The sequence below is a fragment of the Mesorhizobium hunchu genome (assembly GCF_040081975.1).
GTDB classification, from domain to species: Bacteria; Pseudomonadota; Alphaproteobacteria; order Rhizobiales; family Rhizobiaceae; genus Mesorhizobium; species Mesorhizobium hunchu.
The window spans coordinates 45,562-58,982 of the sequence record NZ_JBEBMG010000012.1; the positions used below are offsets into that span (position 1 = coordinate 45,562).

Below are 13,421 nucleotides of genomic sequence, written 5' to 3' on the forward strand. Positions count from 1 at the left end.
CGAAGGAGAGCCTGAACCCGTTCGACCTGTCCGGACGGACGGCCATCGTCACCGGCGCCAATACCGGCATCGGGCAGGCCATCGCGCTGGCGCTCGGGCGGGCCGGCGCGGCCATCGTCGCGGTGGGCCGCTCGGCCATGGACGAGACCGAAAGGCTGTGCGCGCAGGCCGGCGTCGAGATCCGCTCCGTGTCGGCCGACCTCGGTTCGATCGCGCCGGTCGCCGGCATCGTCGCCGAGGCCGTCGCCTGGAAGGGCGGGGTCGACATCCTGGTCAACAACGCAGGCATCATTCGCCGCGCCGACGCCCTCGACTTCACCGAGGGCGACTGGGACGACGTGATGAACGTCAATCTCAAGACCGCGTTCTTCCTGTCGCAGGCGGCCGCGCGCGTCATGCTGGAACGCGGCAAGGGCGGCAAGATCATCAACATCGCCTCGCTGCTTTCCTTCCAGGGCGGCATCCGCATTCCTTCCTACACGGCGAGCAAGAGCGGCCTCGCGGGGCTGACGCGGCTGCTGGCCTGCGAGTGGGCGCACAAGGGCATCAACGTCAACGCCATCGCGCCCGGCTACGTCGTCACCAACAACACGGCTGCCCTGCGACAGGACGAGCAACGCTCGCACGACATCCTGGCGCGCATCCCGGCCGGCCGCTGGGCCGAGGCCTCCGACATGGGGGGCGCCGCGGTTTTCCTCGCCTCGCAGGCATCCGCCTACGTGCATGGCGCGGTCCTGCCGGTGGACGGAGGCTGGCTCGCCCGATGATGTACACGTTCGACTTCTCGAGCCTGTGGGCATACTGGCCGGATTTCCTGACCGGCGCGCTGACGACGCTCGAGATGACGTTCGCCGCCACCGTGCTCGGCCTTTGCATCGGCGTGGCAGGAGCGATCGCGCGCGGAAGCCGACATGCCTGGCTCAGGGTCGTCGCGGGCGGCTATGTCGAACTCGTGCGCAACACGCCCTTCCTGATCCAGATATTCTTCCTGTTCTTCGGTCTCGCCAGCGTCGGTGTCAGGATGCCGGTGCTTTTCGCCGCCGTACTCGCCATGGTCATCAATGTCGGAGCCTATACGACGGAGATCGTGCGCGCCGGCATCGAGGCCGTCCATCCCGGCCAGATCGAGGCGGCCGAATCCCTCGGCCTCTCGGTGCCGCAAGTCTACTGGTACGTCATCCTGCGGCCGGCGCTGGAGCGCGTCTATCCGGCGCTGACCAGCCAGTTCGTGCTGATGATGCTATCGTCGTCGATCACCTCGCAGATCTCGGCCGAGGAGCTGACGGCGGCCGCCAACAACATCCAGTCGATCACCTTCCGCTCGCTGGAAACCTACATCGTGGTGGCGCTGCTTTATCTCGTGCTGACCGTCCTCCTGAAATCGGGCTTCTGGCTGCTCGGCCAGGCGCTGTTTCCACGCCGCCGTCTTCTCGGCACCCCGCTTTAGGAGGCATCATGAACGGCGGCTTCAGCCTCTATTATTTCTACTACCTGCTGCAGGGCATGGGCTGGACGATCGTGCTGTCGGCGATCGCCTTCGTGGCCGGCGGGGCGGCGGGCTTCCTCGTGATGCTCGCCCGGATCTCCCATTCGGCGCTGCTGCGGCGGCTCGTCTTCGTCTATGTCCAGATCGTCCAGGGCACGCCGCTGCTCATCATCCTGTTCGTCGTCTATTTCGGGCTCGGCATTTTCGGCATCGAAATGCCGCCGCTGTTCGCCGCCGGCCTTTCCATGATGATCTATTGCAGCGCCTTTCTCGGCGAGATCTGGCGCGGCTGCGTCGAGGCCATACCGCGCACCCAGACGGAGGCGGCCGAATGCCTGGCGCTGACGCGCTGGCAGACGCTCCGCGACGTGATCCTGCCGCAGGCGGCCCGCATCGCCACGCCGCCGACCGTCGGGTTCCTGGTGCAGGTGCTCAAAAGCACGTCGCTTGCCTCCGTGGTGGGCTTCGTCGAACTGACGCGTGCCGCGCAGGTGATCAACAATTCCACCTTCCAGCCCTTTCTGATCTTCGGCATTGCCGGGCTTCTCTACTTCGCTCTTTGCTACCCGCTCTCGGTCTGGAGCCGCGCGCTCGAAAGGAGGCTCAATGTCAGTCGTCGTCAAGCTTGAGGACGTGCACAAGAGCTTCGGTCTGGTCGAGGTTCTGCGCGGCATCTCCTTCGAGGTGAGCGCCGGAGAGGTCGTCGCCATCATCGGCCGTTCCGGTTCGGGCAAGAGCACGGCGCTCCGCTGCATCAACCGGCTGGAGAAGATCCAGTCGGGCTCGATCGAGGTCTGCGGCAGGCGGGTCGACGCCCCCGATCTCGACCTTAGGGCGCTCAGGCAGAACGTCGGCATCGTCTTCCAGAGCTACAATCTTTTCCCGCACCTGACGGTCGAGCAGAACATCGTCTTGGCGCCGCGCCGGGTAAAGCACGTCAAGGGCGCGCAGGCGCATGAACTCGCCCGCGCCGCGCTGGAGCAGGTCGGCCTCTCGGACAAGATCGACGCCTATCCGGAGCAATTGTCCGGCGGCCAGCAGCAACGGGTGGCCATCGCCCGCTCGCTGGCGATGTCGCCCAAGGTGATGCTGTTCGACGAGGTGACCTCCGCGCTCGATCCGGAACTGACCGGCGAGGTGCTGCGCGTGATGGAGAAGCTCGCCAAGGGCGGCATGACGATGATCATGGTGACCCACGAGATGAGCTTTGCCCGTCGTGCCGCCGACCGCGTCATCTACATGCACACCGGCAAGGTCTGGGAGACCGGCACGGGCGTCATGCTGGGCAACCCCCAGACGCCGGAACTGAGGAACTTTCTCGCCAACGAACTGTGAAGCAAGACCGCAAGGGGCGAGGCGGTCGGCATAACCAAGGAGGAAACAACCATGAAATTCAAACTCGCATTCGGCGTGGCCGCCATGATGGCCGCCTTCGTCGCAACCGCGCCGGCCGCTCGCGCCGACGCGCTTTCGGACATCAAGGCGGCCGGCAAGATCCGCGTCGCCACCGCCATGGGCGTGCCGCTTTTCGCCTATGTCGACCCGCAGTTGCAGCCCGCCGGCTCCGACGTGGAGACAGCCAAGATGATCGCCGACAGCCTCGGCGTGAAGCTGGAACTGGTGCAGATCACCAATGCCGCCCGCGTTCCGACCATCCAGGCCCACAAGGCCGATATCCTGGTGGCCAACCTCGCCATCACGCCCGAGCGCAAGAAGGCCGTCGATTTCACCATTCCCTATGCGACGCTCGACATCATCGTCGCCGGACCCAAGGGAGTCGCGATCAGCGACTACAAGGACCTCGCCGGCAAGCGCATCGGCGTCACCCGCGCGACGGTCAACGACATGATGGTCTCCGAGAATGCCAAGGACGCCGAGATCGTCCGTTTCGAGGACGACGCGACGCTGATTACCGCGGTGGCATCGGGCCAGGTCGACGTCGTCTCGACACAGACGGCCGTGCTCGCTGCCATGAACGAGAAGAAGGGCGGCGATCCGCTGGACGTGAAGTTCGTGCAGAAGTCGCTCGACCTCGGCATCGCCCTGCCGCAGAACGAGCCGAAGCTGAAGGAATGGCTCAACAACTGGATCACCGAGAAGTTCAAGAGCGGCGAGCTTCCCGCCATGTTCAAGAAATTCCACAACCGCGATCTGCCGGCGGACCTTCTCACCCGCAAGGACTGACGGATGTTCCCTTGGCGGGCAAGCCCGCCAAGGGAAGCCGATCGTGCAACCGCTCGATGACGCGGCGGCGCTCGCAGACAAGCGGCAGCAGTGGCCCCACGCTTGCCGCTACGCTATCGCAAGATCGCCAGGCTTGCGCGCAGTCCAGGCAGGCTGGTTTTCAACTGGCAAACCTTCAGACACTCTCCGGCAAGTAGACGCCGAACGGCACGAAGGTCTGCCCCTGCGTGCCCGCCGCCCCGCCTTCCGGTGCGTGCGCCATAAGCTCCACCAACTCCGAACAGAGCGGCCCGAGCGGCGTATCGATCACCATGGTCAGCAGCCCTTCGGCAAGGGCGACCCGCCGGTCGGCGGTGATCTCGTTACAGATCATAATCGGCCTATGCGCCGGCCGGACCTCGCGCAGCGCCGAAATCCCTCCTTCCGCGCCGCCGCCTGCGATGTAACAGCCGGCGAGGTCGTCGTGCCGGCGCAGCAGTTCGACCAGAGCGTCGTGGGCGAGCCGATACGATTCCTGGTTGACCAGCGTCTCCATGACGGTGAAGTCCGGCGCGTGCTCGCGGAAGAAAGCGCGGAAGCCGATTTCGCGCAACTCGTGGCCGTGGAACCGATGGCTGCCGACGAACAGCGCGACCTTGCCCGGGCGCTTCGCGCTGTTTGCGATCATCCATGCTGCGGTGCGTCCGACCTTGAGGTTGTCGATGCCGACATAGCCCGCCCGCACGCCGGCGGCGAAGTCCGACAGCAGGGCGAAAACCGGGATGCCGCGCCGCTTCAACTCCTCCACCGCCCTGGTCAGCGTCGGATGGTCCGGGCTGACGACGGCAACGGCGCGCGAGCGTGCCGCCAGCCGGCGCAGCTTCTCGACGATCTCGTCCAGCGAAAGCGTCTCGGCGAAGTCGATCACTGCCGTGCCGCGGAAGCGATGCGAGCGCGAAACCGTGGCCTGCAGCTCGGCGGCGAAGGCCCGGTAGAAAGGATCGTCGGGCCTGAGCAGCAGGAAGCCCAACCGAAGCTCCGGCAGGTCCCGGTGCAGACGCCGACCGATCAGGTCGGCGGCGTGAAAGCCGATTTCCGTCGCCGCCTCGTAGACGCGCCGGGTCGTGTCCTCGCGCACCGGCAGCCGGCCGTTGAGGACGCGATCGACGGTCGCGATGCTGACGCCGGCGGCGCGAGCAAGATCTGCAATGGTCGGTCGCTTCACCATGTTCGTCCGGTTGGGCAGGTTGAATGGAAGAATGATAGATAATGATAGAAATCATTGCAATATGAATGATGAATGTTGAGCAATTTAGCGATGCCTGCTACCTTCGAGCCTGCACACCATGCGGCCCGGCCATGTGATCCAGCAGGGGGCGCTGCAAGGGAGATGAGGATGGGCATAGCCGTCACTGATGCCGCCGTACGGCCGACGAAGCGGGACTACAGCCTGATCGGCCGCGACTCCCGGCTTGCCGTCGAGAACGGGCTGGCGGCCGCTGAATGGTATCACACCGACGTACCGCGCAAGCAGATGAAGGAACTGATGAAGCGCTCGGACGGCCCGGCCATCTGCGATACGCTCGTCTGGATCGCCGCCTTCCTCCTAAGCGCTGCCGGCGGCATCTGGTTCTGGGGCACATGGTGGTGCGTGCCGTTCTTCTTCGTCTACGGCGTGCTCTACGGCTCCTCGTCGGACTCGCGTTGGCATGAATGCGGCCACGGCACCGCCTTCCGCACGCAGTGGATGAACGACGCCGTCTACCAGGCGGCCTGCTTCATGATCATGCGCAATCCGGTGACCTGGCGCTGGAGCCATACCCGCCACCACACCGACACCGTCATCGTCGGCCGCGATCCCGAGATCGCCGTCATGCGGCCGCCGGATCTCGCGCGGCTGGTGCTCAACTTCTTCGGCATCCTCGACGCTTGGCAGGCGATGGTCGACATGGTGCGCAATGCCGCCGGCATCATCGGTGCCGAGGAAGCCACTTTCATCCCCGAATCCGAGCGGCCCAAGGCGATCCGCGTCGCCCGCATCTGGCTGGTCATTTATGGCGCGACCGTTGCGCTCGCCGTCTATCTGCACTCATGGCTGCCGCTGATGCTGATCGGCCTGCCGCGCCTCTACGGCGCATGGCATATGGTGATGACCGGCCTGTTGCAGCATGGCGGGCTGGCCGACAACGTCATCGACCATCGGCTGAACTGCCGCACCGTCTACATGAACCCGCTCAGCCGCTTCATCTATCTCAACATGAACTATCATGTGGAGCACCACATGTTCCCGATGGTACCCTACCATGCGCTGCCGAAGCTGCATGAACTGATCAGGCACGACCTGCCGGCGCCCTGCCCTTCCATATGGGCCGGCTACAGGGAGATGATTCCGGCCTTCCTGCGCCAGCTCCGCTACGAGGACTATCATCTCAGGCGTGAGCTGCCGCAGACCGCCAAACCCTATCGCGAGGAACTGCATCAGGACGACCGCGTGCTGGCAGCAGCCGAATAAGCCTCCCAAGGCTCATGGAGGCGGCGCGGCGGGCGCCGCCTCTGCTACAACCCAGAGACACTATCCAGGGAGACGCAGACGTGAGTGAATGGATCGAGGCCTGTGGCGCCGAAGACATCGACGAGGAAGACGTCATCCGCTTCGACCATGCGGGGCGCACCTTCGCCATCTACCGATCGCCGGACGACGATTACTTCGCCACCGACGGCCTGTGCACGCACGAGCAGGTCCACCTCTCCGGCGGACTGGTGATGGACGACATCATCGAGTGCCCGAAGCACAACGGCCGCTTCAACTACAAGACCGGCGAGGCCAAGGGCGCGCCCGTCTGCGTCAACCTGAAGACCTATCCGGTGAAGGTCGAAGGCGGCAAGGTGCTGATTCAGGTCGGATAGGCCGGACAGGATAGGCCCATGGACGGGGGAATGGTCATTGTTGGCGCCGGGGAATGCGGCGCGCGCGCGGCGCTGGCGCTGCGCGAGCACGGCTATGACGGTCCGGTGACGCTGGTCGGGGACGAGCCGCACCTGCCTTACGAGCGCCCCCCGCTGTCCAAGGACGCCATGATGGCGGATACCCCGGCGGTCCAGGCGATCGCCAGCGAAGCCGAGTTGGCGGACAAATCCATAACCCATCTGCGTCCCGTCACGGTCGCATCCGTGGACAGGGCGGCCAAGCGGGTGAAACTGGCCAAAGGCGGCGAGCTTGCCTATGACAGGCTGCTTTTGGCGACGGGCGCCACGCCGCGCAGATTGCCGATGCCGGGACTCGGCGCGCGTTGCGTCTATCTGAGAACGTTCAGCGATGTGCTGGCTATCCGGCAGCACCTCAAGCCGCAAAGCCGCATCGTCATCGTCGGCGGCGGCTTCATCGGACTGGAACTGGCAGCCGCGGCGCGCCGACTGGGCGCTGCGGTCACCGTCGTCGAGGCACAGCCGCGCATTCTCATGCGCGGCGTACCGACCGAGATTGCCGCTGTCGTTCATGCGGCGCACGAGGCCCACGGCGCAGAGATCGTCTGCGGCAGCGGCATCGCCGCGATCGACGATGACGGCCAAAAAGTACGCCTGACGCTCGCCAACGGCCGCGTGATCGATGCCGACCTCGCCGTCATCGGCATCGGTGCCGTGCCGAACACCGGGTTGGCCGAACAGGCCGGGCTCAGGATCGAGAACGGCATCGCAGTGGACGCCATGCTGCGCAGCTCCGACCCGGATATCTTCGCCGCCGGCGACTGCTGCTCATTCCCTCTTTCCGTCTATGGCGGACGGCGCGTGAGGCTAGAAGCCTGGCGCAACGCACAGGATCAGGGCGCGCTCGCCGGTGCGAATATGCTCGGCCTCGACCTGCCGGTTTCCTCCGTGCCATGGTTCTGGTCGGATCAATATGAGCTAACCATGCAGATAGCCGGGCTTTGCGACGAGGCAGAGACCGCCGTCCGCCGCGACATCAGCGAAAATGCCTTCATCCTCTTCCATCTCGCCGGGGACGGGCGTCTGGTCGCGGCAAGCGGCATCGGCCCCGACAACGCCGTGGCGCGTGACATCAGGCTGGCAGAGATGCTGATCGCCAAGAGGGCACGGCCCGATCCTGACGCCCTCGCCTCCCCCGACATCAAGCTGAAGAAGCTGCTCGCCGGCTGATCGCGCGTGGCCGGATGGCGGCCGCACGAAGAGGTCAGCGGTCTTCCGTGATGCGCAGATAGACGGCGGTGACCAGAAGAATGATGGCGCCGAACAGCACGCGGCGCGCGCCTTCCGGCATCTGCAAAATCGTCAGCAGGGTGGTGAGCACCGTCAGGATCAGCGCGCCGACGATGGTGCCGGTATAGCCGCCGCGCCCGCCGAAGATCGACGTGCCGCCGACGACGGCGGCCGCCACCGAAGGCAGAAGCAGCGGCTCGGCCAGCGACAGCGACGAGGGCGCCCGAATCAGGCCGACATAGAGCAGGCCGGCGACGCCGGCCAGCAGCGACGAGAAGACGTAGAGCGCCAGGATGACCTGCCAATAATGCGCGCCGGAAAGCCGGGCGGCCTTCTCGTTGTCGCCGACAGCATAAAGCAGGCGGCCGAAACCGGTGCGCTTCTGGATGAACAGGATGAGCGCAGCGACCGGGATGAATAGCGCCAGCGCATTGGGAATGCCGAAGGTCACGCCGGTTCCCAGCCAGGTGAACAGGTCGGGGATACGTGTGCCCGTGGCGATGACGGTGCGCTGGTAGACCTGCAAACAACCGGCGCCGATCAGGCCTGTGCCCAGCGTCATGATCAGCGGGTGGACGCGTAAGACGCCGGCGCCGATACCGTTGGCGACGCCGATTAAAAGGGCCGGCAGCAGAGCCAGCATCACCGCCACGGGTGCGCCGTGCGCCGCTGCCTGCGAGGCCATGATGAAGGCGGCCATGGTGGCGACGGTGCTGACCGACAGGTCGATGCCGCCCGTCAGCATCGTCATGGTCTGGGAGCCCGCCAGCAGGGCCAGGGGTATGGAGAACTTGATCGTGTTGGCCAGCCAGCGCTCGTTGACGATGCCCGGCCGCAGAATCTGTAATACGGCCACCAGGGCGATCAGGAGGATGACCAGCGGCACCAGCGGCTGGTCGCTCATGAAGCGCTTGATGCGGCGGCCGAGCGAAACCGGCTGGGTGGTGGAGGTGACGCTGCTCATGGCCTGCGCTCCCGCATGGCGAGGAAGGCGCCGAGCATGACGACGGCCACCATGACGGTTCCTTCCACGATCGATGTCACGTTGGGGTCGATGGCGAGCAGGGTCAGATCCGTGCGCATCAGCCGCAGGATGAACACCGCCACGATCGGACCGACCAGACCGCCCTTGCCGCCGCCGAGGGTGACGCCACCCAGAACCACCGCCGCGACGCTGGCCAGCAGGTAGGGGCCTGGGATGGGGGCTCCGATGCCGGTGCTCATGGTCAGCGACAGGCCGCCCATGGCCCCGAACAGGCCGCCGACGGCGTAGGCGGCGATGCGGGTGCGCGCCACCGACACACCGCTGCGGAAGGCAGCCAGTTCGCTCGAGCCGATGGCGTAGATCGACAGGCCGAGCGCCGAGCGCTTCAACGGAATCCAGACAAGGCCGAGGCAGACGAGCAGGACGACCAGCGCCTTCGGTATCCAGGCCGTGATACTTTCGGGGATGCCGGGAATGCCGATGGTGCCGACGATCGACGCCTTCAGCCATTCGGCCGCAGCGCCGCCCGGCGCTTCGAGCACCATAAGCGCCGCGCCTTGCAGGATGAACAGAGTCGCCAGCGTCACGACGATGTCGGGCACGCGTGTCACGACGATCAGCAGGCCGTTCAGGGCGCCGACCAGCAGGCCGACCACCAGCACGAAAGGCACCACGAACAGCGCATATTCCTCGCTGGCGCCGTTCATCATCGAGGCGGCGATGACGCTTGTCAGCGCCATCAGCGATGCCACCGACAGGTCTATGCCACCGGCGATGACCACGACGGTCTGCGCAGCGACGGCGAAGGCGTAAGGCAGCACCGCCCGGGCCAACGAGCCGAAGTCGCCGGAGCCGTAGCCGGGCTGGATCACCTTGGTCAGGATGAAGAGAACGATCAGCAGGCCGAAGAGCCCGACTACCCAGCTTTGACGACGGAGAAACGAACTCACGGCGTACCCGCCTCTTTCTGCGCGGTGGCGGCGAGAACGCCGACATCCGCCGCCGCTCCGCGCGGCAGGCCGTAGGAGGCCCGCGTCAGCGCCGCCTCGTCGGCGATCTCCACGGGCAATATATCGACCACGCGGCCGCCGAAGATGACGATCACCCGGTCGCAGACGCGCCGCACCTCTTCCAGTTCCGACGTGTAGAAAAGGATCGACTTGCCCTGTGCCGCCAGTTCGCGCAGCAGCTTGTAGATCTCCTGCTTGGTGCCGACATCAATGCCGCGCGTCGGGTCGAAGCACAGGATGGTGCGGGCGTCCGCCGCCACCCAGCGCGCGATGGTGACCTTCTGCTGGTTGCCGCCGGAAAGCCGCTGCACCTCGCGCTGCGCGCGGGTGTCGATCTGCAGCCGTTCAATGGCCATGGATACCGCGCCACGCTCGCGCTGCGAGCCGATCGGCCCCCAGTTGCGCAGCCGCGCGCTGAACGGCAGGGCGATGTTCTCGCGCACGGAACGCTGCATCAGCAGCGCCTCGGAGCGATCGCCGGGCACATAGGCGATACCGGCACGGATGGCATCCGCGGGATGGCCGAACCGCACGGCGGCACCGTCCACCTTGATGGTGCCGCCGGCAGGGCGGATCGACCCGGCGAGCGCGCCGAACAGTTCGTCCTGCCCCTGCCCTTCCAGCGCCACAACGCCCGCGACTTCGCCGTTGGAGAGGTCGAAGGAGATGTCGTTGAGCTTGGTGCCGATGCTGAGGTTGCGCACGCTGATGCGTGGTTTTTCGCCGACCTGCCGTGATGCGGATTGCGAGGCGGAGGCCGGGCGGCTCTTGTCGACGCGGGTGCCGAGCATCAGTTCGACGATCTTCTCCTCCACGCCCGGCTCGATGTCGACGACGCCGACGGTCCGGCCGTCGCGCAACACCGTGGCGCGGTCGCACAGGGCGGAAATCTCGACGAAGCGGTGCGATATGAAGATCACCGAGCGGCCGGCGGCGGCCTGGCGGCGCACCACGTCGAGCACCCGTTCGGCGAGGTTGGCGGGCAGCGCCGCCGTCATCTCGTCGAGCAGCAGCACGTCCGGCTCGACAGCCAGCGCGCGCGCCAGATCCAGCACGCGCAGGATCGCCAGTGGAACGTCGCGCGCCATGTCGCCGAGGTTGAGATCCGGTACGCCGAGTTCGCGCACCCAATTTCGGAACGGCTCGACGGGCGTGCGCGTCAGCCTGAGGTTCGAAGCGATGTCGAGATCGGGGATGAGCGCCGGTTCCTGGTAGACCGGCACCAGGCCGGCGCGGCGCGCCTGCGCGGGCGAGCGCACGTCGAGGGGCTTGCCGCGGATGAGGATGGTGCCGGCGCTGGGGCGCACCGCGCCGGTGAGGATTTTCACCAGCGTCGACTTGCCCGCGCCGTTGGCGCCCATCAGCGCATGGACTTCGCCCGGCAGCACGGAAAGCGAGGCGTCGCGCAGCGCGGCGACGGCACCGTAATTCTTGGCGACGCCGGCGGCGTCGAGGACGGGCTGGATTGTCACGATCTGCTCGGTCCTGGGCTGCAACGGTTGACGCGGGGCGACGGCTTTCCGTCGCCCCGTCCGGTTTGCGGATCAGCGGAGCTTATTCGCCCGGACCCTTGCAGGCGATGATCTGCTCCTTGGTGTAGGTGGTCCAGTCCGGGATCGAGATCGAGACCGGCCATTCCGGGTTGAGCGACGGATCGGACGCCGCCTTCAGCTTGGCCTTGCCCTCGTCGGTGGTGTTGTCCCAGATCTGCGGCTCGACGAGAACGGTCTGGTCGGCCGGCTTCTTGCCGTCGAGAATTTGGAGCGCCAGCGTCACGCCGGCGCCGCCGATCGAGCCGGGATTGGTGACGGCCGCGCCCTGCAGGCCCTCGACCGAGCTGAGCTGGCCGACGAAGCCGGCATTGTCGGCGCCGACGACCGGCACCAGCGGCGTCTGCGATTCCTGCAATGCGTCGACGATGACGTTGTCGATGCCCGAGGTCCAGATGCCGTTGAACGGCATGCCGGTGGCGATGAAGTCGAGAATCTGCTGCTTGGCCTGGTCCTGCTGCCAGCCGGTGTAGACTTCGTGCACGACCTTCACGTCCGGGAACTCGGCCAGCGCCTTCTTGAAGCCCTTATCGCGGTCGCTGTCGGCGGAAGCGCCGGCGGCGCCGCGCATGTAGACCACGTCGCCCTTGCCGCCCATCTGCGTGAACAGCCACTTGGCGCCGAGATAGCCGTATTCCTCCTGGTTGTTGGAGATGACGTAGGCCGACGGCTCCGTCACGCCCTGGTCGACGGCGACGACGACGATGCCCTTGTCGGTGGCTTCCTTCAGCGCGGCATTGACGCCGGACGGATCGGACGGGTTGACGACGATGGCGTCGACGCCGGCGCTGATGAGATTGCGGATGTCTTCCAGTTGCCCGGCCGCGTCGGTGTTGCGGTGGGCGATGTTGAGCTTGGAGACCTTGCCGGAGGCGAGTGCCTCGGCTTTCATCGCGCACACCATCTCCTCGCGCCAGCCGTTGCCCTGCACTGTGTTGGAGATGCCGATCGTGTAGCTGTCCTTCGCCATGGAGCCGGCAGCCGACGCCATCAGCGCCGTGCCGGCCAGAAGGGACAGCCACCCCAGGGATTTCACAATACGCATTGTATGTCCTTTCCTCCGCTTCGATATCAGTCTGGTTGTTGTTGTTCTGTCGTCATTTGACGAAGGGGCGCAGCACGTCGCGGGCGAGAAGAAACCCGCGCTTGACCGCCTCGTCGCTTCCCTCGAACCTCCTGTCCTCATGCTCGATGATGACAGGTCCGTCATAGCCTGCGCGATACAGGCCGGAGAAGATCGTGTTCCAGTTCACGTCGCCGAGGCCCGGCATGCGCGGCACCTGCCATCCCATGCCGGCCGACATGATGCCCCGTTCGTAGAGGCCGTCGCGGTCGATCATCAGGTCCTTGGCGTGGACATGCAGCATGTGCGCGCCGAACTCGCGGATGAAGCGCGCCTGGTCGATCATCTGCCAGACCAGGTGCGAGGGATCGAAGTTCATGCCGACCGCGCCGTCCCAGGTCTCGATGATGCGGCGCCAGACGTAGGGCGAATAGGCGATGTTGTGGCCGCCCGGCCATTCGTCATTGCTGAAGATCATCGGGCAGTTTTCGAAGGCGAGCCGCACGCCGTGATCGCGCGCATGGGCGATGAGAGCGGGCCAGACCTTCAGCGCCTCCTGCCAGTTGTCGTCGACGGCCTGGCGCGCATCGCCGCCGCAGAACGTATTGACGACGCCGACGCCCATCAGGCCGGCCGCCTCGATCACCTTCTTCAGGTGCGCGATCACCGTGGCGCGATGGTCGGCGTCCGGATGCAGCGGGTTCGGATAGTAGCCGAGCGCCGACACCGTCTGCCCCTTTTCGCCGAGCGCGGCGACGATCTCGCCGGCCTCGGCCTTCGACAGCGCGGCAACGTCGATGTGGCTGGTGCCGGCATAGCGGCGGCTCGGGCCGGCCGATTTCGGCCAGCAGGCGATTTCCAGCGCCTCGAAGCCGACCGAGCCCGCCCATGCCGCGACCTCGGTCAGCGGCGTGTCCGGAAACGGTGCGGTCAGTATCCCAAGCTTCAT

The 13,421-nt window shown here is 66.1% G+C and carries 14 protein-coding genes; 8 read left to right on the forward strand and 6 right to left on the reverse strand.

Features of this window, described 5'->3' with window-relative positions; genetic code table 11:
* Window positions 1–11: 11 nt before the first annotated feature.
* The 5 genes from kduD to ABMA46_RS18205 are packed head-to-tail and all read left to right on the forward strand — an operon-like array spanning window position 12 to window position 3,670.
* The gene (gene kduD / locus ABMA46_RS18185; protein ID WP_349001484.1) at window positions 12–767 is read left to right on the forward strand and encodes a 2-dehydro-3-deoxy-D-gluconate 5-dehydrogenase KduD; all 756 of its coding nucleotides are present in this window, start codon (window positions 12–14) and stop codon (window positions 765–767) included.
* Window positions 764–1,447, forward strand: a complete 684-nt coding sequence (locus ABMA46_RS18190) for an amino acid ABC transporter permease (protein WP_349001417.1) — start codon at window positions 764–766, stop codon at window positions 1,445–1,447. The genes kduD and ABMA46_RS18190 overlap by 4 nt, the downstream gene beginning before the upstream one ends.
* Before the next feature lie 8 nt (window positions 1,448–1,455).
* Window positions 1,456–2,115: an amino acid ABC transporter permease gene (locus ABMA46_RS18195; protein WP_349001418.1), complete on the forward strand. Its 660-nt coding sequence runs from the start codon at window positions 1,456–1,458 to the stop codon at window positions 2,113–2,115.
* On the forward strand, window positions 2,093–2,821 hold the full coding sequence (locus ABMA46_RS18200) for an amino acid ABC transporter ATP-binding protein (RefSeq protein ID WP_349001419.1): 729 nt from the start codon (window positions 2,093–2,095) through the stop codon (window positions 2,819–2,821). The genes ABMA46_RS18195 and ABMA46_RS18200 overlap by 23 nt, the downstream gene beginning before the upstream one ends.
* 51 nt (window positions 2,822–2,872) lie before the next feature.
* Window positions 2,873–3,670, forward strand: coding sequence for a transporter substrate-binding domain-containing protein (locus ABMA46_RS18205; RefSeq protein ID WP_349001420.1), 798 nt, complete (start codon window positions 2,873–2,875; stop codon window positions 3,668–3,670).
* A 175-nt stretch (window positions 3,671–3,845) separates the two neighbouring features.
* On the opposite strand, the gene ABMA46_RS18210 is transcribed toward ABMA46_RS18205, so the two are convergent.
* Complete coding sequence (locus tag ABMA46_RS18210; protein ID WP_349001421.1) at window positions 3,846–4,877, reverse strand: LacI family DNA-binding transcriptional regulator; 1,032 nt, start codon at window positions 4,875–4,877, stop codon at window positions 3,846–3,848.
* Window positions 4,878–5,045: 168 nt separating this feature from the next.
* On the opposite strand from ABMA46_RS18210, the gene ABMA46_RS18215 reads away from it, so the two are divergent.
* From ABMA46_RS18215 to ABMA46_RS18225, 3 genes are all read left to right on the forward strand, one after another.
* A complete protein-coding gene (locus ABMA46_RS18215) occupies window positions 5,046–6,161 on the forward strand; it encodes a fatty acid desaturase family protein (protein WP_349001422.1) in 1,116 nt (371 codons plus the stop codon).
* Between the two features lie 80 nt (window positions 6,162–6,241).
* Window positions 6,242–6,556: a MocE family 2Fe-2S type ferredoxin gene (locus tag ABMA46_RS18220; RefSeq protein ID WP_349001423.1), complete on the forward strand. Its 315-nt coding sequence runs from the start codon at window positions 6,242–6,244 to the stop codon at window positions 6,554–6,556.
* Between the two features lie 18 nt (window positions 6,557–6,574).
* A complete protein-coding gene (locus tag ABMA46_RS18225; RefSeq protein ID WP_349001425.1) occupies window positions 6,575–7,804 on the forward strand; it encodes an NAD(P)/FAD-dependent oxidoreductase in 1,230 nt (409 codons plus the stop codon).
* 34 nt (window positions 7,805–7,838) lie between these two features.
* On the opposite strand, the gene ABMA46_RS18230 is transcribed toward ABMA46_RS18225, so the two are convergent.
* The 5 genes from ABMA46_RS18230 to ABMA46_RS18250 form a co-directional block, all read right to left on the reverse strand.
* Entirely contained in the window at window positions 7,839–8,828 is a 990-nt protein-coding gene (locus ABMA46_RS18230) for an ABC transporter permease (RefSeq protein ID WP_349001426.1), read from the reverse strand.
* The gene (locus ABMA46_RS18235; protein ID WP_349001427.1) at window positions 8,825–9,799 is read right to left on the reverse strand and encodes an ABC transporter permease; all 975 of its coding nucleotides are present in this window, start codon (window positions 9,797–9,799) and stop codon (window positions 8,825–8,827) included. The genes ABMA46_RS18230 and ABMA46_RS18235 overlap by 4 nt, the downstream gene beginning before the upstream one ends.
* Complete coding sequence (locus ABMA46_RS18240) at window positions 9,796–11,331, reverse strand: sugar ABC transporter ATP-binding protein (RefSeq protein ID WP_349001428.1); 1,536 nt, start codon at window positions 11,329–11,331, stop codon at window positions 9,796–9,798. The genes ABMA46_RS18235 and ABMA46_RS18240 overlap by 4 nt, the downstream gene beginning before the upstream one ends.
* Before the next feature lie 82 nt (window positions 11,332–11,413).
* Window positions 11,414–12,454: an ABC transporter substrate-binding protein gene (locus ABMA46_RS18245; protein ID WP_349001429.1), complete on the reverse strand. Its 1,041-nt coding sequence runs from the start codon at window positions 12,452–12,454 to the stop codon at window positions 11,414–11,416.
* A 52-nt stretch (window positions 12,455–12,506) separates the two neighbouring features.
* Window positions 12,507–13,421 carry a sugar phosphate isomerase/epimerase family protein gene (locus ABMA46_RS18250; protein ID WP_349001430.1) on the reverse strand — a complete coding sequence of 305 codons (915 nt, stop codon included), beginning with the start codon at window positions 13,419–13,421 and terminating at the stop codon, window positions 12,507–12,509.